20 protein-coding genes and 1 riboswitch are annotated in these 23,638 nt (G+C 52.8%); of the genes, 11 read left to right on the forward strand and 9 right to left on the reverse strand.

The window, feature by feature from the left end:
• Positions 1-333: 333 nt before the first annotated feature.
• The 4 genes from MHH82_RS03035 to MHH82_RS03050 all read left to right on the forward strand — a co-directional run bounded on the left by MHH82_RS03035 (position 334) and on the right by MHH82_RS03050 (position 4,184).
• Positions 334-1,314: an ABC transporter permease gene (locus MHH82_RS03035; RefSeq protein ID WP_036664971.1), complete on the forward strand. Its 981-nt coding sequence runs from the start codon at positions 334-336 to the stop codon at positions 1,312-1,314.
• 30 nt (positions 1,315-1,344) lie between these two features.
• Entirely contained in the window at positions 1,345-2,229 is an 885-nt protein-coding gene (locus tag MHH82_RS03040; protein WP_009594160.1) for a carbohydrate ABC transporter permease, read from the forward strand.
• Positions 2,230-2,300: 71 nt separating this feature from the next.
• The gene (locus MHH82_RS03045) at positions 2,301-3,851 is read left to right on the forward strand and encodes an extracellular solute-binding protein (protein ID WP_012818795.1); all 1,551 of its coding nucleotides are present in this window, start codon (positions 2,301-2,303) and stop codon (positions 3,849-3,851) included.
• Positions 3,852-4,007: 156 nt separating this feature from the next.
• On the forward strand, positions 4,008-4,184 hold the full coding sequence (locus MHH82_RS03050; RefSeq protein ID WP_009594144.1) for an aspartyl-phosphate phosphatase Spo0E family protein: 177 nt from the start codon (positions 4,008-4,010) through the stop codon (positions 4,182-4,184).
• 34 nt (positions 4,185-4,218) lie between these two features.
• On the opposite strand, the gene MHH82_RS03055 is transcribed toward MHH82_RS03050, so the two are convergent.
• The 6 genes from MHH82_RS03055 to MHH82_RS03080 all read right to left on the reverse strand — a co-directional run bounded on the left by MHH82_RS03055 (position 4,219) and on the right by MHH82_RS03080 (position 8,968).
• Entirely contained in the window at positions 4,219-5,034 is an 816-nt protein-coding gene (locus tag MHH82_RS03055; protein WP_012818796.1) for a TatD family hydrolase, read from the reverse strand.
• Positions 5,035-5,122: 88 nt separating this feature from the next.
• The gene (locus MHH82_RS03060; protein ID WP_340963156.1) at positions 5,123-5,956 is read right to left on the reverse strand and encodes an ABC transporter ATP-binding protein; all 834 of its coding nucleotides are present in this window, start codon (positions 5,954-5,956) and stop codon (positions 5,123-5,125) included.
• Between the two features lie 54 nt (positions 5,957-6,010).
• Positions 6,011-6,769, reverse strand: a complete 759-nt coding sequence (locus MHH82_RS03065; RefSeq protein ID WP_340963159.1) for an ABC transporter permease — start codon at positions 6,767-6,769, stop codon at positions 6,011-6,013.
• Complete coding sequence (locus MHH82_RS03070) at positions 6,766-7,059, reverse strand: MTH1187 family thiamine-binding protein (protein ID WP_009594139.1); 294 nt, start codon at positions 7,057-7,059, stop codon at positions 6,766-6,768. The genes MHH82_RS03065 and MHH82_RS03070 overlap by 4 nt, the downstream gene beginning before the upstream one ends.
• A gap of 88 nt (positions 7,060-7,147) precedes the next feature.
• Complete coding sequence (locus MHH82_RS03075; RefSeq protein WP_340963162.1) at positions 7,148-8,179, reverse strand: ABC transporter substrate-binding protein; 1,032 nt, start codon at positions 8,177-8,179, stop codon at positions 7,148-7,150.
• 121 nt (positions 8,180-8,300) lie between these two features.
• Positions 8,301-8,410: riboswitch (TPP riboswitch) on the reverse strand.
• A 174-nt stretch (positions 8,411-8,584) separates the two neighbouring features.
• Positions 8,585-8,968, reverse strand: a complete 384-nt coding sequence (locus MHH82_RS03080) for a VOC family protein (protein ID WP_012818801.1) — start codon at positions 8,966-8,968, stop codon at positions 8,585-8,587.
• Between the two features lie 258 nt (positions 8,969-9,226).
• Here MHH82_RS03080 and MHH82_RS03085 point away from each other — a divergent pair, with 258 nt between their 5' ends.
• Both MHH82_RS03085 and MHH82_RS03090 read left to right on the forward strand, forming a co-directional pair.
• Complete coding sequence (locus MHH82_RS03085; protein ID WP_036664657.1) at positions 9,227-10,762, forward strand: GGDEF domain-containing protein; 1,536 nt, start codon at positions 9,227-9,229, stop codon at positions 10,760-10,762.
• A 205-nt stretch (positions 10,763-10,967) separates the two neighbouring features.
• Positions 10,968-12,014: an EAL domain-containing protein gene (locus MHH82_RS03090; RefSeq protein WP_340963168.1), complete on the forward strand. Its 1,047-nt coding sequence runs from the start codon at positions 10,968-10,970 to the stop codon at positions 12,012-12,014.
• A gap of 232 nt (positions 12,015-12,246) precedes the next feature.
• Here the strand turns inward: MHH82_RS03090 and MHH82_RS03095 are convergent, their stop codons facing one another.
• The 3 genes from MHH82_RS03095 to MHH82_RS03105 form a co-directional block, all read right to left on the reverse strand.
• Positions 12,247-14,550 carry a glycoside hydrolase family 65 protein gene (locus tag MHH82_RS03095; RefSeq protein WP_340963170.1) on the reverse strand — a complete coding sequence of 768 codons (2,304 nt, stop codon included), beginning with the start codon at positions 14,548-14,550 and terminating at the stop codon, positions 12,247-12,249.
• 90 nt (positions 14,551-14,640) lie between these two features.
• The gene (gene pgmB, locus MHH82_RS03100; protein ID WP_340963172.1) at positions 14,641-15,291 is read right to left on the reverse strand and encodes a beta-phosphoglucomutase; all 651 of its coding nucleotides are present in this window, start codon (positions 15,289-15,291) and stop codon (positions 14,641-14,643) included.
• 119 nt (positions 15,292-15,410) lie between these two features.
• The gene (locus MHH82_RS03105; RefSeq protein WP_009593335.1) at positions 15,411-16,445 is read right to left on the reverse strand and encodes a LacI family DNA-binding transcriptional regulator; all 1,035 of its coding nucleotides are present in this window, start codon (positions 16,443-16,445) and stop codon (positions 15,411-15,413) included.
• Positions 16,446-17,050: 605 nt separating this feature from the next.
• On the opposite strand from MHH82_RS03105, the gene MHH82_RS03110 reads away from it, so the two are divergent.
• The 5 genes from MHH82_RS03110 (at position 17,051) to MHH82_RS03130 (ending at position 23,638) form a co-directional block, all read left to right on the forward strand.
• On the forward strand, positions 17,051-18,748 hold the full coding sequence (locus MHH82_RS03110; protein WP_340963177.1) for an alpha-amylase family glycosyl hydrolase: 1,698 nt from the start codon (positions 17,051-17,053) through the stop codon (positions 18,746-18,748).
• Between the two features lie 380 nt (positions 18,749-19,128).
• Entirely contained in the window at positions 19,129-19,803 is a 675-nt protein-coding gene (locus tag MHH82_RS03115) for a response regulator transcription factor (RefSeq protein ID WP_012818807.1), read from the forward strand.
• Positions 19,800-21,188, forward strand: a complete 1,389-nt coding sequence (locus tag MHH82_RS03120; RefSeq protein ID WP_340963182.1) for a sensor histidine kinase — start codon at positions 19,800-19,802, stop codon at positions 21,186-21,188. Before MHH82_RS03115 ends, MHH82_RS03120 begins: the two co-directional genes overlap by 4 nt.
• An 816-nt stretch (positions 21,189-22,004) precedes the next feature.
• Positions 22,005-22,925 (forward strand): ABC transporter ATP-binding protein, encoded by a 921-nt coding sequence (locus MHH82_RS03125; RefSeq protein WP_433942049.1) that lies wholly within the window; start codon positions 22,005-22,007, stop codon positions 22,923-22,925.
• Positions 22,922-23,638, forward strand: coding sequence for an ABC transporter permease (locus tag MHH82_RS03130; RefSeq protein ID WP_340963184.1), 717 nt, complete (start codon positions 22,922-22,924; stop codon positions 23,636-23,638). Before MHH82_RS03125 ends, MHH82_RS03130 begins: the two co-directional genes overlap by 4 nt.

The following is a 23,638-nucleotide window of genomic DNA, read 5'->3' on the forward strand; positions in this document are numbered from 1 at the left end:
AAATCCAAGGCCTGATCGAAGAAAGCCGGGAAAATCATTAAATACTATCATAGCGAAAGAGGGGATTAGTTGAAAAGATCACATTTTCCTATTGATGCCGATGAACACGGCATTCCGGCACCAAGGAAAAAAAGTGCAATTCGAGGAAATGGATGATGCGAAACGCTTGGCAGGCAGGCATTTTTCCGTATTGTGCATCGAAGGGAGAGGGGGAAGGGCCGCGACGGAAAAAAAGTGGAATTGCAGGCAATTCTGCAACCGTTTACATTAGGGATACGTTCCGCGAACGGTAGGTTTGAACGAGACGACAAGGCTGAAAGTGAGGGAGTATCGATGAAAGCACAAGAAACCGTTCAGTCGGCAAAAGGAAGCGGGAGCGCCCCTATTCCCGCGAAATCCAAAACGAAGTGGGGGCGGATCCGGTCGGATGTAGCTCGCGACAAGTATTTATACATGCTGGCGTTGCCGGGTCTTATCTTTTTTATCATTTTCAAATATATTCCGATTACGAATCTCGTCATTGCTTTCCAGGAGTACTCGCCGTACTTCGGAGTGTTCGGAAGCCCTTGGGTAGGCTTCGAGCATTTCGCCCGGTTTTTCTCCAACGACGACTTCTGGATGCTGCTGCGCAATACGCTGGCGATTAGCTTCCTGAGCTTGATTTTCTTTTTCCCGGCGCCGATTATTTTAGCCTTGATGCTGAATGAAGTACGAAGCTCCTTCTATAAACGGACCATTCAGTCCCTGGTGTATATCCCCCATTTTCTATCGTGGGTATTGATCTATGGGCTGACCTACCTGATGTTCTCGCAATCGGAGGGCTTGTTCAATAAGTGGCTCGTCACCATGGATTGGGGAACGGTCGATATTCTCTCCAATCCGAACTATTTCTGGGGCATGCTGACGGCACAATCCATCTGGAAGGAGGTCGGATGGGGGACCATCATCTTCCTCGCGGCCATCGCCGGAGTGGATCCGCAATTATACGAGGCAGCCGTCATGGATGGCGCAGGCCGTATGAGACGGATATGGCATATTACCCTGCCCGCGATGCGCAACGTGATCCTGATTCTGTTGATCCTCCGCCTGGGAACGATCATGGATACCGGATTCGAACAGATCTATCTGATGATGAATGCGCCCGTCACCAATGTAGCCGAAGTGTTCGATACCTATGTATACCGGGTGGGGATAAGGCAGGGAGAATTCAGCTACAGTACGGCCATCGGGTTGTTCAAATCGATCGTCGGCGTCATCCTGGTGGTCTCGGCCAACCGATTGGCGAGGCGATACGGTCAAGAAAGCCTGTACTAGAGGACGGGCGAAGACAAGGAGGAGTAAAGCATGCATGAGAAAGGATGGAAAACCGGGCTCTTCGGCTTCGTAAACAACGGCCTGCTGCTGATCATCGGTTTGGCAACGATATTTCCGATTTACTATACCGTTATTCTGTCATTTACCGATCCGGTGGAGTATTATCAACGAAGCTTGATCTTATGGCCGCGGGATTGGACGCTGGATGCTTACAAGCATTTACTGTCCAACGGGTTGTTTGTCACCTCGATTTCCATAAGCGTGTTCCTGGCCACGGTCGGCACGATGCTCAGTCTGCTCGTTACCGGGGGGATGGCTTACGCGGTGTCCCGAAAACGGCTTCGGTTTCGCAAGGCGATCATGATTATGGTGTTAATCACCTTTCTCTTCACGCCGGGGCTGGTTCCGCTGTATCTGGTCGTCCGAAATGTGGGGCTCATCGACAGCGTCTGGTCGCTGATCCTGCCGAGCTTGACGAGCGCGTGGTATGTGCTGCTCATGAAGGGATTCTTCGACAGCATTCCGGACAGTCTGGAGGAAGCCGCGATGATCGACGGCTCTAATGATATCGGCGTGTTCTGGCGAATCATTCTGCCCTTGTCGCTGCCGGCGCTGGTGGCTTTCGGATTGTTCTTCGCAGTCGGCTATTGGAATACGTACTTCAACGCGCTGATGTTTATTAATGACCAGAAGATGTGGCCGCTGCAAGTGCTGCTCCAAAATATGCTGGTGGATCCCACGACAATGGGATCGGGAAGCGGCGGGGGATTTGCCTTCCAGGTGAACCGTCCGGTTCCGACGGAAACGTTGAAAATGGCAGCGGTCGTCATTGCTACCGTTCCAATCATGTTAGTGTATCCATTCCTGCAGAAGCACTTCGCCAAAGGGGCGATGGTGGGCTCCGTCAAGGAATGATCCGATATACGGTTTTCTTTTTCCAACATGGTCAGTCAGGGAAGAGGTATCATAAACAGGGAGGTCTAATGATGAAAAAAATGGATGCAAAGCCGAGCAAGTCGTTTCTGAAAATGTCGGGGGTGCTGCTCTTAGCAAGTTCGCTCTTGCTTAGCGCATGCGGCAGCCGCGGCGGGAGTCCCTCGAGCGGCAGCGAGGGCGGGACAGACAGCAGTGAACCTACAAGCATCACGATACAGACCTTGAATTATGCCACCGAATTCATAGACAACACGAATCCGCTTTGGAAAGAGCTGGAGAAACGCACCAATACCAAGCTGAATATTACGTGGCTGTCCCCATCCACGGCCGAAGAGAAAATCAATGTCATGCTTGCGTCCGGCGACCTTCCGGAGGTTACTTTCGTGGAAACGATGCAGAACCCGCAGCTGCAGAAGATGCTGAAGCAGGGAGTCTTCTGGGATCTGACCCCTTTTCTCAAAGACTACCCCAATTTAAATCGCGAAGAGCTGAAGGAAATGTGGGAAATCACCAAGGTGGACGGCAAGAACATCGTGATTCCGCGTTACTACCCAAGCTATGGGGGCGGGGTGTTCCCGATGATCCGCAAGGATTGGCTGGATGCCCTTCAGCTGGAAACGCCAAAAACGCTGGATGAGTTCCATAATGTGTTAAAAGCTTTCAAGGAACAGGATCCGAATGGTAACGGACAGGCGGATGAGATCCCGTATGCCGCTAATCCGAGCGCGCTCGCGTATATTTATAATATCTTTAATGAAACGCAAGGGGCCTGGAAGCTCCAGCCGGATAACACCCTGTCTCCGATTATTACGTCGGACGCGTCAAGGGAGGCCATGCTGTGGATCAAGCAGGCTTATGACGAGGGCCTGTTCCCCAAAGACTTTGCCATCATGAAGTTCTCCCAGGTGATGGATACGATGCGCAGCGCCAAGGCAGGGGTTGGGGGCATGTCCATGAACCATGCCTGGGTAACCGGCAAAGCCGTGAAGGACGTTGATCCCAAGGCGGATTTGATGCCACTTGCTTACTTGGAGAATGCTAACGGGGTGAAGTATACGCCTTCAGGCTCCCCGTACTATGGCGTGTACCTCATTCCGAAGAAAGTGCCTGAGGCCAAAGTCAAGAAGATCCTCGAGTTCTTCGACTATGGCTACAGCCAAGAAGGAAACGAGATGCTGACCTACGGAATCGAAGGCGTCCATTACAATCTGGAGAACGGAAAGAAGGTCGCAACGCCGCAAGCCGTCACCGATAAGACGGGAGATGGAAACCTGAACAATATGATTCACCTCGTCAGCGACGATATGGCTATCAATGCGGTAGGGATGCCGGACGAGGTGTATGAACGAAACGTAGAGATCGTTACGGAGCGCAAGACGGTTAAGGTGCCGAATCCTTCAGGCGAGCTCTACTCCGAAGCCTATAACAAATACTATCCCGAGATTTCCAAGAAAGTAGAGGATATGCGGGTCATGGTCATCACCGGCAAGGAACCGGTTGAATCGTACGATAAATTGATCGAAACGATTAAAAGCGATCCGAAGATGAAGGAGATTACAGAGGAGATCTCGAAGGCGTATCAGGAGAAATTTGTGAAATAACCGAAATCCAAACCACAATGCGAGTGAGCTCGCATTGTGGTTTTTTTGTTTCTTGGACCTGTCCCTTTCAATTTTAGGCCCCTGATGTCTAACATCAAACATCCTATAATTTTACATTAAAGCATAAAATATTACATGAGGGGAGGACAAAAAGTCATGAAAACGAAGGAAGGCATTAGGTTTGATATCGAGCAGGAAAGAAACAAGCTTCATAAAATGAAGCAGCGGTATCGTGATTTTAACCATCCTAAAGTCCTCAGGCAATCGATCGTGCTCGATGAACTGATTAACCAATATAACCGGTTCCTTAAAGAAAACAAACCGATTGCGTAAACAACCGGCTTGAATGGAACGGGAATTCTTTTTTTTATAGATCGTAAAGTCTAACCGCATTCTCGTAAAAAATCCTGCGAGCCTCGGAAACGGTCAGCCCGCGAAGCTCGGCCCATGCCGCCGCTGCGGAAGCCGTCATCTTAGGATGGGTCATCTGTCCGGTGAACGGGCCATCGAACGGCCAAGGGCCGTCGGTTTCGGTCATGACAAGATGCTCCGGATACATACGGGCAATATCGCGAATTTCATCCTCATAAAGAATGTCGGGCGTGAAGGAGATATAACAGCCTTTATCCGCCATCCGCTGCAAGGTGTCACGGGAGCCCTTGAACCAATGGAAATGGGCGCGGGTGACGCCATATTTGTCGAGCAAATCACATGCGGTATCCGCATCTTCATATACAGCGTGCAGTATAACCGGTTTATGATGCCGCTTCGCAAATGCTATAAATTGCTCAAGCAGGCATTCGTAAGGGCGGTTATCCCACGGCCGACCCTCCGTTTCGGCTTCCAGTCTGGCATAATAGGGCAGGCCGACCTCTCCGACGGCAATCATGTCGTCGACATGATTAGCCATCCAATCCAGCAGCTCCTTGGTTTCTTCAGGGGAAGGGACGGGCTGTTCCGGATGATAACCAAATGCCGGCCGCACCAACGGTCCGTACTCCCTGGCCAGCTCCAGGTTTCGCTTGCTGGAAGCCAGGTTCATGGAAACGGAGATGATGGTCTTAACTTCGCTTTTGCGGATATCCGCAAGAATCGTTTGCTGATCGGAGAAGGCATAAGAATCCAGATGAATATGGGTGTCCAGCAGAGGGAGATTCGTTTCCGTCTGCGTGAATGATTTCATCGTTATATCACCTCGCTTGTTCGCCTCCAAGGAGCGCTCTTGAATGATGGATACTGGAGCTTAGGCAATTGTATCCTGCCTATGCGGCTCAACGCTTGTGCTGTTCTTCGCGCATGATGGCGGAGATTTCGGTTTTTAGCGCGATAAAGGACGGGTCGTTCAGGATGTCTTCCCTGCGCGGACGGGGAAAAGGGACCTCCACCCGTTTCAGGATCGTGCCGGGCCGCGCCGACAGGATATAGATGCTGTCCGAGAGCAGCAGCGCTTCCTCGATATGATGGGTAATCATCAGCACCGAACGGCGCGTATCCTCCCAGATATCGAGCAGCCAGCGCTGCATATCGCTGCGTGTCAGCGCGTCGAGCGCGCTGAACGGTTCGTCCAGGCACATAACTTCCTGCGGACTCATCAGCGCGCGCAGAAAGGCGGCCCGCTGCTGCATCCCCCCTGAAAGGGTATGCGGATACGCCTTCTCGAAGCCGGCAAGTCCGGCCCGTTCCATCCAGCTGCAGGCATTTTCCCTGGCGGTGGTTTTCGAGGTGCCTCTCAGCTCCTCGGGAAGGAGCACGTTGTCCTCCACCGTACGCCAAGGGAAGAGGGCCGGCTGTTGAGGCATATAGGCGATGCGGCCTTTCTCTCCGGTCACGTCTTGACCGTCCATGAGTACGGAGCCTGCATCCGGAGCCGTTAACCCCCCGATGATATGGAAGAGCGTGCTCTTTCCGCTGCCTGAAGGACCGATCAAGGAGACGAATTCCCCGGGCTGCACCTGAAGCGAAAGGCCATCCAGCACGTGCACTTCGCTGCGCCGTTCGCGGAAGGTGATATGAAGGCTGCGAACCTCAAGGGCAGGCGCTGGCGGGACCGCGGTAGATGACTGGCGCTGCCAGTCATGATCCGGCAGGGATACTTGATGTGTCATGTCGCTAAACAGCCTCCTTTTATATAGGTTGGAAAATGTCTGTTCACCGTGGTTTTAACCTTTTCGATTCCAGCGGATCAGGCGCTTCTCCAGCAGGGTGATCAGCAGCACCATCAGCAGGCTGAGCAGGACGATGATCAGAATGGCAACAAACACCCGGTCCGTGCGGTAGCCGGATTTTTGCAGCATCATATAGTAGCCGATGCCCCGGTCCGAGCCGATCCATTCCCCGATCACGGCCCCCATGACCGAATAGGTGGCCGCGATGCGGATCCCTGAGAAGATGGAGGGGAGCGCATGCGGCAGCTCCAGCTTGGTGAAGATCTGCCATGAAGTGGCTCCCGCCATCTGCATGTAATTCATCATGGTGCGGTCGGTACGCGCCAGTCCGTCCAGGGCGGCAACGGCTACGGGGAAGAAGCAGACAAGGGTAATCACGATAACCTTGGGCAGCATGCCGAAGCCGAACCAAATCATGAGGAGCGGGGCGAGAGCGATCGTCGGCACGTTCTGGCTAAGAATAAGAAGCGGATAAAGGGCGGTTTTGAGAAAAGGCACCAGATGCAGGGCCAACGAGATGACAAGGCCGATCGCCGTACCGATCATAAATCCGACCAGGGTTAATTGCAGCGTGGCCAGCGTATGCTGAAAAAGGCCGGAGGCGCCGGTGGCGGCTTCATGCCCGATGGCCGTCGGCGCCGGCAAAATATACGGCTCTATATCGAATACCGATACCGCGGCCTGCCATACCGTCAAAAAGAAAAGGACCGCCGCAACGGGCGGCCAAACGGAGCTCCACCAGCCTTTTCTCATGGACGGTATTTCTCAGTCAGCTTATCCATGCTGATGCCGCCCGGATGGTGCGCGATTTTGACCTGGGATATGACGCTGGGACTTCCCGCTTTCACCAACGCCTCATGCATGCGCTCAACGATCTTCAACAGCTCGGAAAGCTCTCCTTCCAAGGTGGTTTCGAGCGCATGGACCTCGTATTTCACGCCCGACTCCTGTATGACCCGGATCGCTTCATCCACATAAGGAATGCTGTCGCCTCCATCTGGCGTTCTGGGTATCACTTGTATGCTCAAGAGGGTGTTTGCCATCTAAACTCATCCTTTCATGCAAGCTATATTGTAATGGAAGAGAGGCAGCCTGCCGGACAGGCCGTTTCTCTTCCTAATTAAATGCATCCTATGGTTTCTCCGGTAAAAATTCATTGGTGAAGGCGCTGTCCGCATCAAGCTCCTTCTCGAGCAGCTTGCGTTCAAACATCCAGTCTGCATACCCCGACCATACTTCGGCTTTCTGCTCGCCCCAGCGGGCAGCATCATCCTGATAGCGGGGACTCAGCCATTTCTGGCTGGCAAGAACCAGCTCGGCATCCAGTTCGGGAACGGCCTTCGTCAGCAGGGCAGCCGCATTCTCAGGATGTTGAATCGCATAGTCGTATCCTTTTGAGGTCGCCCGCATGAATGCTTTGACAAGCTCCGGGTCCTCCTGGATCAGCTTCTCGTTCGTTACGATCACCGGCGTGTAATAGTCAAGCTGCTCGGAGTAGTCCTTCACATAGATCATGTCAAGCGGCTCGTTCCGGAGCTCGGCTTCGATACCGGTCCAGGCATAGAAGATCCAGGCAAAATCAATATCGCGTTTGACGGCCGTAAAATAATCGGCATCGCCCATGTTAACCATATTTACTTTGCTGACATCGGCACCGTCGATCTCCATGATGGATTTCATGACGGCTTCCTCAACAGGCGAGCCCCAGCCGCCGTAGGATTTCCCTTCAAAATCGCCAGCCTTGACGATCCCCTTGTCCTTGGGGGCGGCAAAGCCGGATGTATTATGCTGAATAATCGCCGCAATGGAGACAAGCGGCAGGCCTTGGGTTCTGGCAAGCGTGACGCCTTCCTGGTAGCTGATGCCAAACGGCACCTTGCCGGATGCGACCAGCGTATCCGTTCCGCCCGCCCCCGGCTGGACGATCTGGACGTTAAGCCCTTCTTCCTCATAATACCCGAGCTCCTTGGCTGCATACAGTCCGGTGTGGTTTGTGTTGGCCGACCAATCGAGCATCAGCTGTACGTCGCGGAGCTTTTCGGCTGCCTGGCCGTCTGCGCCTTCGGTACCTGTATTTTCGTTCTGTCCGCCTGTACCGCATCCCGCCGCAACCATCAGCAGGGCGCAAGCGAGAAGCAGTGCGATCCATTTTCCCTTCTTCATCGTGTCTTCTCTCCTTTGAATTCTCTTTCTCTTTCTATGACCTCGTTAACTCCACAAAAAAAGCGCCCTGAATGATATCAGGACGCATGACGGCGTAAGTGTATACCACGGCAAATCATAGCTGCCGCAAACATGGACTTCCTACGCTGGCATTACCCAGATCAGGTGTAAGGGTCAGTATCATCGGATACACTCTCAGCCGGCCAAATTCCAGCTCCCCCGGGATTTATGAAGTTTCGGACGTTACATCCGTTATTATAGTCCTAACGCAAAGACCTGTCTAGTTCGGAAGGGATGCGAACGAGGCAGGTCTTCGTATTGGACATGGCTTGTGCGGTTGGAAGAATGAACCCCGTTAACCATTCACGGGATGAAGCATTTTGAAAGGAACCTGTTCGCCAGCGGTTAGCGCTGGAAGAACTCAATCCATTCTCCTTCGGGACCGTGGACGAAGAAATAGCGGTACCCGTTCGGAAGCGTTACGATTTCTTCGTCAAGATGAGGTACGGCCAGTCCCTGTACGCGCACATATTCCGCTTCGATGTTATCGGTGCTGACGGCGAAATGATGGACGGTGCCTTCTGCGGGAAGCGTGTCGCTGTAACCCTGGATAAGCTCGACTTCCGTTTCGTCGCTGCCGTTAAATCCGAGGAATGCCAGCTGGATGACGCCATTGGTATGGGTAAGGCGATCTTTCAGTTCAAGTCCGACGACGGTTGTGTAAAAAGCAATCGTGGCTTCAAGGTCCCGGACGACAATGCCGACATGATCCAATCGTTTCTGTGACAAGGCTAAACACCCTTTCCGATTCATATGAGATATGACTGAAATATTATCATATAATTCCTATACGTCAAGTGGGTCTTGAGGACGGAAAGCTTTTGGAGGGCGATGGTTTAATAGAGTAGAATCGATGGTCTTTCTTTCATTTCCTCATCTTTACTTTTAGGTGGGTAAAAAGTATCATGAGAACTATAACTATTAATTCAAAAGACCTAACAAACAAGCATTGAAGAAAGCTTGCCTTTTGGCCGAGGAGGAATGCTTATGAGTCCAACTCCAGCAGATCATCTGTGGATTCGACTCGCCATCATATATGCATTCATTCAGATAATGACCGTTCTGTGGATGCCTGATGCTTTATTGCTTCAGCGTGTTCTAGTCATTATGGCTTCCGCTGCCGCTTCCGTCTATTTACTACGGATCAGTCGGCATTACGAGCCGCATCTTCGAAGGTTTTGGCTTATCGCAAGTGCCGGGCTGATGGCGGATGCCTCGGCTCGAATCATCGATGCTTGTTATTTTTGGCTGGGGAAAGAGAGCGCTTCCCGGACAATATTGACTCAATTATTCTGGGGATTCGAAATCATCCTGTTTGCAGGTTCCCTCATTTATTTGTTCCGGCACGTTCAAGGTTCGTTTCGGGGAGTTCGGTTTATGCTGGATATCGTGATCGTTGGCATAACGGTCATGACGGTAGGCTGGGAATATTTCATCAAGCCCGAGCTTAACGGTTTGGCGAATGAAGCCTTGTGGGGAAAGCTGTGGGTGGACATGCTGTACCCGCTGTGCGCAACGGTGCTTATTTTCTTCACCCTGGTGTTGTATTTTAACACAGGGCAGCTAAGGAAACGGGCAGTCTTCCTGATATGCCTTGGCGGGAGCATGTACATTGCCGCCGATGTTCTGCATATGTATCTCGTCGATTATAAGGGTGTTGAAGTTCGTTCATACCTGTACCCACTGTATACGTTATCGGTATTCATCATTGGTTTGGCAGGAGGGCGGTCAGCTCCCGATGCCCGAAATCAATCGTTGGATGAGAGGGAGCCCCGTTCGTTCGGAAATCTGATCGTAAGATATCTGCTTCCTTACAGCGTGCTTGGCGGGATGTTTGCCCTTATGGTGCAGCGGTTCGGAGGATGGAACGGGCTTTTTACCGGCTTATCCCTCTGCGTCATCCTGATTCTGATCAGGCAGATCCTGATCCAGTTCGAGAATGACCGCTTGTTTGACCGGCTGCATCAAAGCTTGATGCAGAGCGAGACCTTGGCGCATCGCGACGATCTTACGGGACTCTATAACCGCCGCTACTTTAACGCGAGGCTGTCGAGCTCGCTGCAGGAGGCGGACCGTGCGGGTTCCCGCGTTGGGCTGCTGTATATGGATATGAACCGTTTTAAACGAGTGAATGACCGCTACGGCCATCGTGCCGGCGATTTGCTGATTCGTAAGGTCGCGACCCGTCTTCAAACCCTTGAATCCAAAGGCGTTCTGGTTTCCCGTTTAGGAGGGGACGAATTTACGGTAGTGATTCATCCGGCCGGCGAGGATCAGGAACTGATCTGGATGGCGGAAGAGATCTGGACGATGCTGAGCGAGCCGTATGAGCTGGAAGGGCATGAGGTCCGAACCACGCCGAGCATCGGCATCGCGGTCTATCCGGATCATGCCAGGAACGACCAAGAGCTGATCGGTCGCGCGGATGCAGCGATGTATGCGGCGAAAGAGCGAAACGCCCGCTGGCATTTCGATGTGGAACGAACGATGCTGCTGCAGCTGTTGGATCAAAAAGTCGAATAGATAAAAGATTCGGATATCGACAATCTGTTGTTAAGAGCAATATAAGTCGATTATTGTAGAATTTAGCGCAATCATTGCACGAATCTTGCGCATTTCTCGCAAAATAGGTCATAACTTCGATATAAAATCCATAAAATGCAAAGAAATCATATTCAAAATGCCGATAAGAAGCATAGTGAGAGCTAGCTTGCCAAGGAGGACGAACATGATTTGCGACAATTGCAGCACCTTTGAACCGATTGAGGACCAGGGGACCATTCATATGAAGCCTGCAAGTGGTGAGCTTATTCAATTGCTGGCAGTGAACGGCTACGCGGTACAAGAGAACAATGAGGGTTGTGCTGTGAACTACAAGGTACGAGCGGACCTGATCTCCATCATCGAGTGTCTGCAACCCCTTCCGCTGAAGATTCGTCAAGAGCTGTCCTTCTGTGTTACCCGTGGAGGAGCTCCGCAAATCCGGCATTCGTGGATCCCTATGCAGAAGTTCGAACTGCAGATGGAGCATTATGATATGGTGAATGTCATTTTACATAAGCAGTTTACGAGCTACATGCAGCCTATCGTGGATCCATCCGAGCAGATCGTGGCCTATGAATTTCTCCTTCGACCGGTAGAGTGGGGACCCCGTTTCCAGCCGTACGAGCTGTTTGAGACAGCCCGAAAAACCGGACTGCATTCATTTCTGGACCAGGCGGCACGAACCAGTGCGATTGAGACCAGTGCCGAGTGGCTTCCGATCGGCGTGAAGCGGTTCGTGAATTTCCTGCCGTCCTCGATATACGATGCGCAGATGTGTCTGAGCCACACCTTCAATACGATCGACAGGCTCCATCTGGATCCGAGGGATTTCGTATTCGAGGTGGTGGAAACCGAGAGAATCGACGATGTGAAGCATTTGCAATCGATATTCGAGGTATATCGAAGCCACGGCATCTCGGTAGCCATGGATGACGTCGGCGCAGGTTATTCCACATTGGAGCAGATGATTAAGCTTAAGCCGGATTATGTGAAGATCGACCGGAGTCTTATCGACCATTGCGATCGAAATCCCGCCCAGCAGAAGCAGCTCGAAATGATCACGAACATGGCTCATGATTTTGGGGCCATGGTGCTTGCAGAAGGCATCGAGAGACGGGAGGAGTTTCATTTTTGCCGAGATATCGGGATCGAGCTTTCGCAGGGGTATTTGTTTGGGAAGCCAGCCGAGCGCCCTCCGCGTGATCCTCATACTCAACTGATCTATTCATAACATACATAATCGGCATTTCCCCCGCACGGAGGCGCAAAGCGATGGCATTTATCTGATCCCGGCTTATGGCTGAAACCGAACCTGCAGATGATGCCTGACATGGACGAAGACGGGTTCTTCAAGAATGAGCCATGATGTAGAGGAGCCCGTTTTCTGTAAAAACAAGAGCCCTGGAAGATTTTCCAGGGCTCTTGTTTTTGTATGGGCCGGCGCATTGAAGCTCCAGTGCCTTTTATCTTGCAGCCGTTACCTCTCCAAATCCGCTGATGGCGTATTCCTTGCCGTTCACGTTCAGGACAGCGGGCGTATCCGTTTCGTTTACGATGAGGGTTTCATGGCCTTTGACGTTAACCTTCAGGCGGGATCCGCGGAACATCACCTTGAAGGAGAAGGAGGACCAATGCCCCGGAATGAACGGGTTCAGATGCAATACGCCGTCCTTCACGCGCAGGCCGCCGAAGCCATGCACAACCGACATCCAGGTTCCTGCCATGCTGGTCGTATGACAGCCGTCCTCGGTATCGTTGTTGTAGTTGTCCAGATCCAGGCGGGCTGTACGAAGGTACATCTCGTACGCCTTTTCCTGGTACCCGAGCTCGCACGCGAGAATGGAGTGTACGCATGGCGAGAGGGAGGACTCGTGTACCGTGAACGGTTCATAGAAGTCGAAGTTGCGTTTTTTTGTAGCCAGATCGTACCGGTCGCCAAGGAAGAACAATCCTTGCAGCACGTCGGCCTGCTTAATGTACACCGAACGCAGAATGCGGTCCCAGGACCAGTTCTGGTTCAGCGGCAGGTGGGCAGGGTCCAATTCCTTCACCGGAACCAGCTCCTTGTTAAGGAAACCGTCCTGCTGCAGGAAGACGCCGAGTTCCTCGTCTACCGGGTAGTACATTTTGCTGATGATATCCTGCCATTTGGCCGTTTCGGCATCCTGCAGGGCAAGCTTCGCCGTAAGCTCGGCATAGCGGGAATTCTCATTCTCTTTCAAATACTCCAGCACGTCGAGCGTGTATTCCATCGTCCAGCTGGCAATGCGGTTGGTATACCAGTTGTTGTTGACGTTGTTCTCGTACTCGTTTGGGCCGGTAACGCCCAGCATCATATACTGGTCCTTCGCCGGCACGTAATTCACGCGCTCCTCCCAGAAACGGGAGATTTCCACGAGCACTTCCAGACCGTATTGGCCGAGGTAAGAGAAGTCGCCGGTATAATTGACATAGTTATAGATGGCATAGGCAATCGCGCCGTTACGGTGGATTTCTTCAAACGTAATCTCCCACTCGTTATGGCATTCCTCGCCGTTCATCGTCACCATAGGATAGAGCGCCCCTTTGGTGAAGCCGAGCTTTCTGGCATTTTCCTTCGCCTTTTCCAGGTGCTTATAACGATAGATCAGCAGGTTGCGCGAGATGCTGGCATCGGCGGTGCTCAGATAGAACGGCAGGCAATAAGCCTCGGTATCCCAGTAGGTGCTGCCGCCGTATTTTTCCCCGGTAAAGCCCTTAGGCCCGATGTTCAGGCGGTCGTCTTCGCCGCTGTAGGTTTGGTTCAGCTGAAAAATGTTAAAGCGGATCGCTTGCTGGGCCGCCACATCGCCTTCGATGACGATATCGCTTTCCTTCCATTTGTCGCCCCAGGCATCTGCCTGCTCCTTCAGCAGCTGTTCAAATCCGGTCTCCACCGCCGGTTCCAGCACGGCACGCGCAGCATCCACCAACTCGCCGAATCCATGATTGCGGGAAGTGACGTTGGCCACGTATTTATAGACGGTAACGGCTTCGCCTTCGGATACGGGGACGCTTACGCGGTTCGCGGCATATTTCTCCTTCTCGATCAGCTCGGCTTGAAGATCCAGCTTCGCCCCGTTCTTAACAAGGTAATAAGACATAACGGAGGTAACATGGAAATCGAGCTTTTTGGTTTTTACGGTCAATGCGGCCGAGCCTTGCGCGGCTTCCTTGGATACCTCCAGCCAGAACTTCTCGTCATAGTTGGAGTCTTTGTTCTTCACATCGCCATCGAGATAAGGCGTAACCGTAAGTTCTCCAGCGAAATTAAGCGGCGTTACGGCATATCGGATGGCACCGATCTCGTGGCGTACAATGCTGACAAAGCGAACCGCCTCGATCTGGAGCTCCTTGCCGTCTTCCATGACAACGGTGAAGCGGCGGGAGAGGAAGCCTTCCTTCATATTCAGCTCGCGCACAAAATCCTTCACCGTGCATTTGGCCAAATCCAGCGGCGTGCCGTCGATTTCAATGCCGATGCCGATCCAGTTGGTGCTGTTCAGCACTTTGGCGAAGTATTCAGGATAACCGTTCTTCCACCAGCCTACGCGGGTTTTATCCGGATAATACACCCCGGCCATGTAACTGCCCTGCAGGGAGGAACCGCTGTAGGACTCCTCAAAGTTGGCGCGTTGGCCCATGAATCCGTTACCGATACTGAAGATACTCTCTGAGATTTCATGCGTGTGAGGATCAAAGCCCTCTTCAATAATTGACCATTCATCAAGCTTTAAATATTGTTTCACAATCATCGGCTCCTTTAGGTTTAGGAAAAATGGTTGCATATCTATATGGGATGATGCTGCTGAATGCTGTAAACGCATGTGCTCACACGCTTATAACTCCAGCAGTCGGTCCACCGTTAACTCTTCCAGGGAAGGAAGGACGAGGTTGGCGCGCCCCAAGGTTTCGGGCGAGCCGATGCCGACGCTGCGCATTCCCGCGCGGATGGCGGCTTCGATTCCGGCCTCGGCATCCTCGAATACGATACAGGCGTCAGGCCGGGCGCCAAGCTCGCGAGCTCCCAGCGTAAATACCTCGGGATCCGGCTTCGCTTGGCTGGTCTTCGTTCCATCGATGATGGCGTCGAAGTAAGGCGTCAGGCCGGTATTGTTCAGGATCAGCATCGCGTTCTTGCTGGCGGAGCCCAGCGCAACCTTGATGCCGCGGTCCTTCAAAGCTTGGATAAATTCGAGGGCTCCAGGCAAAATCTCGGATTCGTCCATATTGGAAATATACTCGACATACCAAGCATTCTTCTTCTCGGCCAGCGCCAGCTTCGCGTCTTCATCCAGCGATACTCCGCCAACCTCAAGCAGAATATCGAGGGAAGCCATGCGGCTTACACCCTTCAGGCGTTCGTTGTCCTGCTCCGTGAATTCAAAGCCGAGTTCTCCGGCAAGACGCTTCCAGGCAATGTAGTGATACTTGGCGGTATCCACCAGCACGCCGTCCAGATCGAATAAACAAGCGGATAGGGTTGACATGATCATCCTCCTTAAGGGATTAGTGCAAACGTTTGAACCAAGCTGCAAAAATAAAGGAAGCACCAGGATGCTTCTTTATTTTAAGTACTTCTTGCTATGCTCCGCATATTCGTCGACACTCAAGATTTAGGCGGCGAAAACATCGAGGATTCGCGGATCATCAATCGATGCGGAATAATATAGCGGTGCGGCAGGATCGTGTTGTCATCGTTGCGAATGGTCTGGATCAACGCCTGCGAAGCGGTATAACCCAGGTTATAGATGCCGATGTCAACGCTGCTCAGCGGTGGGGTCGATAGTTCGGTCAATGAGATGTTGTTGAAACTGATGATCGATACGTCCTGGGGAACTTTATACCCCAGCTCGTGCAGTCCGCGAACCACGCCGAATGAGACAATGTCGTCGACAATGACAAGCGCCGTCGGCCGTTCGGGCAGGTTCATGAAAAAGGACATGGCGCGATAGCCGCTCTCCTGCAGGAACTCGCCTTCAACAATCCATTCTTTTCTCATTTCAAGGCCTGCATCGGCAAGTGCCTTCCCGTAGCCCTTCATCCGGTCCTGGGATACGATCAGGTTTGGCGGCCCGCTGACAAAACCGATCCGCTGATGCCCAAGCGAGATCAAATGCTTGGTTGCATCATAGGCTGCCTGCACATTATCGGTATCGACCGATAACAGGTCAGGATATTTCTCGCTCCGGCCGACAAGCACGAAGGGGTAGTTGTTCGATTTCAGAAAATCAACGACCTGGTCGTCCTGCCTGGAGTAAAGCAAGATGGCGCCGTCGACGCGGCGGCCGTTAAGAAGGCGGGATACGGCTTCGACTTCCTCTTTCTCGTTGCCGCCCGAACTGAGAACGACATCGTATCCGGAACGGTTCGCTTGGGTGACGATACCGCGGATCAGCTCCATGAAGAATAAGTTGAGGAACAATTCCTCCGCGGGTTTCGGCAGAATGACGCATATGCTTTCTGTCGTTTTGGAAACAAGGCTCTTGGCCATAATATTGGGATGGTAGCCCATTTCCTCCATGATCTCTTTCACCTTGCGCGAGGTTTCGCGGCTGATTCTTGGATGGTTGGAAAGCACCCGAGAGACGGTGGAGGGGGATACGCCCGCTCGTTTTGCGACATCTTTTATCGTTACTGACATAATAGGACCTCCAGTGGAACCGTTTGCGTTTTTTTGAAAATAAGAAAGCGACTACTGGAGTCTCCCTTATTTCACAAGAGTAACTTTCCGCTGTTCGCCGACCGTTCCTCTTTATTAAATTGTGGGTCTGTCAGGCCCTGTGTATACGTGGATACCTATTGATCTAAAGGCATATTGATCCGGTATGTTAAACGGTTTCACACTGCTATATTAACGTTAATCGATAGGCTTGTAAATACGTATCCAAGTCAGTCCAACGCAATTATTTCACAAATGCATCAAAAAAGAAGCAAGGGTTAGAAAACGGAAGAAAGGCCGGTATTATGGCCAGAAAAAACCGGAAAACAACTTAAAATGGCATTGTGCAAACGATTTAACAAAACGAAAGTGTGGGTTATGATAGAGTGGGATCCAAAACAGGCCGTTATCAACCGATGAAGATGGAATTAAAGCCAGACCTTATTATGTAACCGTTTTATTGGAAAATTCTAGTGCTTTTTGATTCAAACGTTTGCGCTTTCTGATTATACATGAAAATACTTTAGATTACATAAGCGGAATGACTCGATGAATATCAGCTGCGTGAGCGAACAGGGGGTAACAGCGTGATACGAAATACATGGGGAAGACGCAGGGCTCTGCCGTTATGGCTTACGGCCTTTGCGCTTACGGGAAGCCTGCTTGCAGGCTGCAGCGGCACCGCGGTTGCGCCTCAAGAGGAGGCGAAGCCGCCGGCGGCTTCGGAATCGAAACAACCGGATACGAAAGCGCCTGCGCCAGAAGGAAAAACGGAGGTGGATGAGCAGCCTTCCGACGTCTATTATGAAATTTTCGTGCGTTCTTTCTATGATTCCGATGGGGATGGGATCGGTGACTTGCAAGGGGTCATCGAGAAGCTGGATTATTTGAATGACGGAAATCCGGAAACCTCGGAGGATCTTGGCGTGACGGGGATTTGGCTGATGCCGATCCATCCTTCGCCGAGCTATCACGGCTATGATGTGACCGACTACCGTTCCATTCACCCGGATTACGGGACGCTGGATGACTTTAAGACGCTGCTTGCCGAAGCGGATAAGCGCGGGATCAAGATCATTATGGATCTGGTGGTCAATCACACAAGCACGGAGCATGCTTGGTTTCAGCAGGCTGCGAAAGACAAGGCCTCGGGTACCCGGGATTGGTACATCTGGGCCGAGGATCAAGGGAAAACGCCTTCCGGATCCAGCGCGGCGGGAAGCGGCTCCCCTTGGCATGAGATGAACGGGGGGCATTACATGGGCACGTTCTGGGGCGGGATGCCGGATCTGAACTTCGATAATCCGAAGGTCCGCGAGGAGATGAAGGATATCGGGAAGTTCTGGCTGGAGCTGGGCGTCGACGGCTTCCGGATCGATGCAGCCAAGCATATTTACGAGGATCTGATGTCCGATAAGGGCGAGGCGACCACGGCCAAGAATACGGCTTGGTGGCAGGAATTCCGCGCCAGCATGAATGAAGTGAACCCGGAGGCTTATATCGTCGGGGAGATTTGGGATAATTCCGCTGCGGTCATCGCGCCGTATTTGGAGAATGCATTTGATTCCGGATTCAATTTCGGCTTGGGCGAGAGCATCCTCGGTGCCGCCATGAACGAGAAGGATAACAACCTGGCCTTCACCCTGGAGCGGACATATGGCTTGTTCAGCCAGGTATCGGACGGCAAGTTTACGGATGCTACCTTCCTGACGAATCATGACATGAACCGTGTCATGTCCCAGCTGAAGGATGACGTAAACCACGCCAAGATGGCTGCCGGCATTCTGCTGACGATGCCGGGCCATCCGTTTATCTATTACGGCGAAGAGATCGGGATGAAGGGAGCGAAGCCGGACGAGCAAATCCGGGAGCCGATGATCTGGTCCAATACGGGCAGCGATAAGGGACAGACGAACTGGGAGCCGCTTACGCATAACCGCGGTGATCAGGTCCAAGGCGTGGAGCAGCAGACCGGAGACGAGAATTCCCTGCTGTTCCGCTATCGCACGCTGATCCGGTGGCGGAATGAGCTGCCTGCCCTGAACAGCGGCACGATTGAATCTTATGCGTCAGAGAACCAGCAAGTGATGGCCTATATCCGCCGGACAAACGAGAGCGGGGCCCTTGTGGTTCATAACCTGTCAGGCACGGAGCAGACCGTGGACCTGGCATCAAAGAACGGATCTGCGGATTTCCGGTCATTGGCGAGAACCACCGACGACAGCGCGGCATTGGATGGCAGCAGTTTAACACTGCCGCCTTATACGACCGTTATTTTGGAATAGGCTGCGATCCTGCCTTATACAGCAAAACCCAACAAGACCCCGAGCCCCTGGAAGGAGGCATGCTCGGGGTCTTGTTTGACATCCGTTATAGCCCTAAGGCTACTCTGAGGACTAAGCACGAAACTGCCGCAAATAATTGGCCGTCACGGAATGCGGGCTCTCCAGCAGCTCGGCCGGTTTGCCGGAGAACAGGATATTCCCGAGGGAGCACGGCAGGTTAGCAAATCGGATGCATGAACATCGGGGATCCCATGTTACAATGACAAAAGATGAATTTACGGCATACATAAAAGCTTGCAAGGGCCTTTTTTTGACTTAAAGGCTATAGAATAACCCCTCATGGGGAGATACGAATGTTCGTACGGAAAGGAAGATTTACCATGAGCGCATGCATTCTATATATTGAGGATGACCGGGAGATCGGCGGATGGGTCAGCGAATTCCTCAGAGACAAGGGATACGAGGTACGGTGGCTGCTGAGCGGAGAACAGGCCGTACAGGAAGCGGCTCCGTGTGCGGTCGTTGTTCTGGACGTCATGCTTCCGGGGCTGGACGGCTTTACGGTCGGGCAGCGTCTCAAAAAGGCCTATCCCGGACTGCCCATCCTGATGCTGTCGGCTCGAACCTCTATTGACGATAAGCTGCAGGGGCTTGAGTTCGCCGACGATTACCTGACAAAGCCTTTCCATCCGGACGAGCTGGCTGCCCGTCTCGAGGTGCTTCTGCGGCGGTCTGTCGTGAAATCCGCGGAGCCCATCCGAGTGAAGCACTTATCGGTATATGAAGACGAGAATCGGATCGTGAACGAGGATACCGGCGAGGAGACGCTGCTGACCGGCAAACAGCATCAAATCTTTATGTATCTGCTCCAGCACCAGGGGCGTGTCATGACCAAGGAGCAAATATACGAGTCGGTCTGGGGAGAATCATATATCGAAGGGGACAAAACGCTGATGGTCCACATCCGGTATCTCCGGGAGAAGCTCGAGCGGGACCCCGCCAACCCGGAGATTATTGAGACCGTTCGCGGGCTTGGCTACCGGGTGAGAGCATGAGATGGAAAAGGAAGAAGGGAAGGTTCCGCAATTCGCTGACCAATCGGTATTTGCTGCTGATTTTGATGGCTATGATCTTCATGCCGATCATGTTTCCGTTAGCGTCGATTTTTTACTGGTTCGTGAACGATACTTTCTCGGATCGGCCGCCGGCCCCTGCCGGGAAATATACCAGCGGTGCCGCGTTAGAGAGAATGTGGCACGAGGAAGCTGCCGGATTAAGCGGAGCTTCGCCGGAGGCCATTGAGCAGAAGCTGAATTCGATACGGCAGGAGTATCCGGAGATCTCCATGTTCTGGGTGGATGGCGGCAATAAGACCAGGCTGCAGCTGCCGGTGCAGCCTAACTTGCCCGAGGTATGGAGCGCGCCCTATACCGTGCAATTTATGAAAAACTCCCTGGATAGCGATCCGTTCACCTCCGTGGCTTTTATCGGAGGAGAGGGATCGGGAGAAGGCTTCATGGTCATGCAGCTGCCGAGAAAATATCTTAATGTCCAGCAGCCCATTGCGAGCGAAACGGCGCTGTACGGGCTGTTCACGGCTTCGATGTCCGGCCTGTTCATTCTGGTCTCCTGGCTGTTCTTCGTGCGCATACGCAAGCGGCTGCTGCGGCTTCGTTCGGCCATGACGTCGTCCCATGCGTCGACGGGCATACCGCAGCCGGTTACGTTAACCAAGTATGACGAGATTGGACAGCTGGAAGAGGGTTATAACGATATGGTTATCCAGTTGGAAGAGGGACAGCGCCGCCAGCGCGAGGAAGAAGAGCTGCGCAAATCCCTGATCGCCAATCTGTCCCATGATCTCAGAACCCCGCTGACGGTGATTCGAAGCCATATTTTCTCCATGGAACGGGAGCCGCTGAGCCCGAAGGGAAAAGAATCGCTGTCGCTCATCGAATCGAAAATCGCGGATTTGGGCGGCCTGATCGACAACCTGCTGTCCTACAACTTGCTCACCAGCGGCAGAGTGCAGCTGAACATGGAATCTGCAGACGTGCTGCGAATCGTCAAGGAAAGCGCCGCTGCCTGGTATCCGGTATGGGAGAAGGCGGGAATCGAGCCTGACATCCAGGTGCGAGACGAGCCGCTCCACTGGAACGTAGACGTGCTGTGGTTCCGGAGGCTCCTCGATAATCTGTTCCAAAATGTCGCTCGCCACGCCCGATCCGGGCAGTACATCGGCATTCATACCGAGGAGAGGGAAGGACTTGAGGGCGTCCTTGTCATTTCGGACCATGGGCCGGGGATCGCAAGCGATTCCGGCAACAAAGGCACGGGCATCGGCCTGGCCATCGTGGACCACCTGACCAGGGAGATGGGGCTGGAAAGCCATGTGGGAAGCTCGGAGGAGGGAACGAGGATCCGCATCTGGAAGCGTTGAGCAATCAAGCGCCGGGCTATCAGGCATTTTATCCGGATGGTGAGGGCTAGGTCGAATATATAAAAAGAGGAGCCGGCTCGATTATCGGTTCCTCTTTTTTTTAGCTGCCAATAACAGAAAAAGACGCCCTGTCAGGCGTCTTCGTACCATTGCTTTTCGCTCGAGTTTCACGAGCTCGTCAGTGAACTAGGTTCATAAGCAAGGCAGGCTACAGCTGTTAGACTAAGAGAGAGATTCATTCTGAAATCCAATTGAACAAGAACATTCATATTCATCGTTAACCACACTCCAATCATAATGCTTAGTCGATTCATGTGAGAGAAGAGTGATCGGCATGCCATCATCAGCGTCAGGTAGCCCCCCTGTACGGACGCAATAAGCGTTTCGGCAAAGATATTATATCATATTCGGACACTTGCTAAAACGGTGGATAGGCTGCAATCGATGCGATTTCTTTAGCTTTACCAGCCGACAGAAGCAAATGCAAACGCAGGCTTTTTCATGCGTATTAGCTTATGGGAGGAAACCTCTTGAACTAATGAAAATGCACCAGCGGAGGGAACGGAATCGTTGCTGGAGAAGCGAAGCGTTCGCCTTTAAATCCGGGAAACCACCCCTGGGCAAATTCCAGTTTCCTGGATTTAACAGCGATCGGAAGAACGATCCGGCACCGGAGCGGCCTTAGCTGTACCAAGTGACTCTTAGCTCTTTTCACGAAATAACCGTTTGGATAGGCTGCCAGCTTTTTTAAAGAAAATTTAAACTTGGGGCCGACCGGCATTTAACCTTGGACATGTAGGATGTATACCTGAGGTGATGAACGTGACGGAACTCGTCATTCAAACAAAAGGCTTATATAAAATATACAAAAAGCGCGCAGCGGTCGTGGATTTGAATCTGGAGATCGCCCGCGGCGACATTTACGGCTTCCTCGGCCCGAACGGTGCCGGGAAAACGACGACCATTCGCATGCTGCTCGGACTCATTCAACCGACGCGTGGCGCGATTCATTTGTTCGGCAAGGATTTAAAGAGCGAAAAAATGGACATTTTGCGCCGGACCGGATCGCTTGTGGAATACCCATCCTATTACGGCCACTTGACGGCCGTAGAGAATCTGGAAGCGATCCGCCGGATTACCGGCGGCCCGAAATCCCGCATCGCGGAAGTGCTGGAGATCGTCTCCTTGACGAAGGAGGCCAAGCGCCCGGTCAAGGGATACTCGCTAGGGATGAAGCAGCGTCTTGGCATCGCGGCCGCCCTGCTGAACAATCCGGAGCTGCTCATTCTGGATGAGCCGACCAACGGCCTGGATCCGTCCGGGATACATGAAATCCGGGAGCTGATCAAGAATATGCCGCGCCAATACGGCATTACCGTGTTGGTATCCAGTCACCTGCTGGGCGAGGTCGAGCAGATGGCGGACAAAGTCGGCATTATTCGCGAAGGAAGGATGGTGTTCCAGGATACGATCGACAATCTGGTATCCACGGCGTCTAGCGGTTTCCGCTTATCGGTATCCGAGCCTGAGGCAGCGCTTGGACTAGCCCTAGACTTAGGCTGCGAAGGCGTCCTGCGGAACCAGATGCTGGAGCTGGAGAGCATGCAGGATGCCAAAATCGCGCAACTCGTGAAGCGCCTGGTAGAGAACCAGCATGCGGTATACCGGGTGGAAGAGCAGCGGAGGTCGCTGGAGGATATCTTCATGCAGATCGTAGGGGAGGGAAGCCGGGTATGATGTTCCGTGCGCTTTCCGCCGATTGGCTGAAAATCCGAGGCAAGGGCATCTGGTTTCTCGCTGCGCTCGGTCCCGTCGGGCTGGCAGCGATGCAAGGGCTGAACTTCGGACTTCGATACGATTACCTGATGAAATCCTACGCGGCGGATCCTTGGGGCGGACTGCTGGAGAACGTGCTCTTCTTTGTGCCGATTGCCCTGTTCCTCGGGATCACGCTGGTCTGCTCGCTGATGGCCAACGTGGAGCATCAGCTGAGCTCGTGGAAGCAGCTGCTGGCACTGCCTATCTCCAGAACGGCGGTATTCAGTGCCAAGTTCGTGCAGGCTTTCCTGATTCTCTGCGTATCCTGTCTCCTTCTGTCGATAAGTACCGCCGTCCTCGGCATCGTACTGGGGATGGGGGCAGTTCAAATGCCGTATGTCGATCTGCTGCGCATTGGGTTTGTGCAGTTATTCGCGGCGCTTCCCATGCTGGCCTTTCAACTGTGGATGTCTTTGACGCTTAAGAACCAGGGGATCGCGGTCGGGATCGGGATTACCGCCTCGGTCGTGTCGATGTTCGCCCTGCAGTTTCCTGATTGGATGCCGCTAAAATGGCCGCTGCTGGCTTACATGGGGCCGGGAGAAGCCCGCGTCATCGGAGCGGGTTTGCTGCTGGGCGCGGTGATCGCATGCGCTGGCCTGATTCATTTTAACCGAAAGGATGTGGACTAA

The organism is Bacillus sp. FSL K6-6540 (assembly GCF_038007545.1).

Bases quoted from the DNA above. Each gene is read 5' to 3' on its own strand.
- MHH82_RS03035 (WP_036664971.1), top strand. From the start codon at position 334: ATGAAAGCACAAGAAACCGTTCAGTCGGCAAAAGGAAGCGGGAGCGCC.
- MHH82_RS03040 (WP_009594160.1), top strand. From the start codon at position 1,345: ATGCATGAGAAAGGATGGAAAACCGGGCTCTTCGGCTTCGTAAACAAC.
- MHH82_RS03045 (WP_012818795.1), top strand. From the start codon at position 2,301: ATGAAAAAAATGGATGCAAAGCCGAGCAAGTCGTTTCTGAAAATGTCG.
- MHH82_RS03050 (WP_009594144.1), top strand. From the start codon at position 4,008: ATGAAAACGAAGGAAGGCATTAGGTTTGATATCGAGCAGGAAAGAAAC.
- MHH82_RS03055 (WP_012818796.1), bottom strand. From the start codon at position 5,034: ATGAAATCATTCACGCAGACGGAAACGAATCTCCCTCTGCTGGACACC.
- MHH82_RS03060 (WP_340963156.1), bottom strand. From the start codon at position 5,956: ATGACACATCAAGTATCCCTGCCGGATCATGACTGGCAGCGCCAGTCA.
- MHH82_RS03065 (WP_340963159.1), bottom strand. From the start codon at position 6,769: ATGAGAAAAGGCTGGTGGAGCTCCGTTTGGCCGCCCGTTGCGGCGGTC.
- MHH82_RS03070 (WP_009594139.1), bottom strand. From the start codon at position 7,059: ATGGCAAACACCCTCTTGAGCATACAAGTGATACCCAGAACGCCAGAT.
- MHH82_RS03075 (WP_340963162.1), bottom strand. From the start codon at position 8,179: ATGAAGAAGGGAAAATGGATCGCACTGCTTCTCGCTTGCGCCCTGCTG.
- MHH82_RS03085 (WP_036664657.1), top strand. From the start codon at position 9,227: ATGAGTCCAACTCCAGCAGATCATCTGTGGATTCGACTCGCCATCATA.
- MHH82_RS03090 (WP_340963168.1), top strand. From the start codon at position 10,968: ATGATTTGCGACAATTGCAGCACCTTTGAACCGATTGAGGACCAGGGG.
- pgmB (WP_340963172.1), bottom strand. From the start codon at position 15,291: ATGTCAACCCTATCCGCTTGTTTATTCGATCTGGACGGCGTGCTGGTG.
- MHH82_RS03105 (WP_009593335.1), bottom strand. From the start codon at position 16,445: ATGTCAGTAACGATAAAAGATGTCGCAAAACGAGCGGGCGTATCCCCC.
- MHH82_RS03115 (WP_012818807.1), top strand. From the start codon at position 19,129: ATGAGCGCATGCATTCTATATATTGAGGATGACCGGGAGATCGGCGGA.
- MHH82_RS03120 (WP_340963182.1), top strand. From the start codon at position 19,800: ATGAGATGGAAAAGGAAGAAGGGAAGGTTCCGCAATTCGCTGACCAAT.
- MHH82_RS03125 (WP_433942049.1), top strand. From the start codon at position 22,005: ATGAACGTGACGGAACTCGTCATTCAAACAAAAGGCTTATATAAAATA.
- MHH82_RS03130 (WP_340963184.1), top strand. From the start codon at position 22,922: ATGATGTTCCGTGCGCTTTCCGCCGATTGGCTGAAAATCCGAGGCAAG.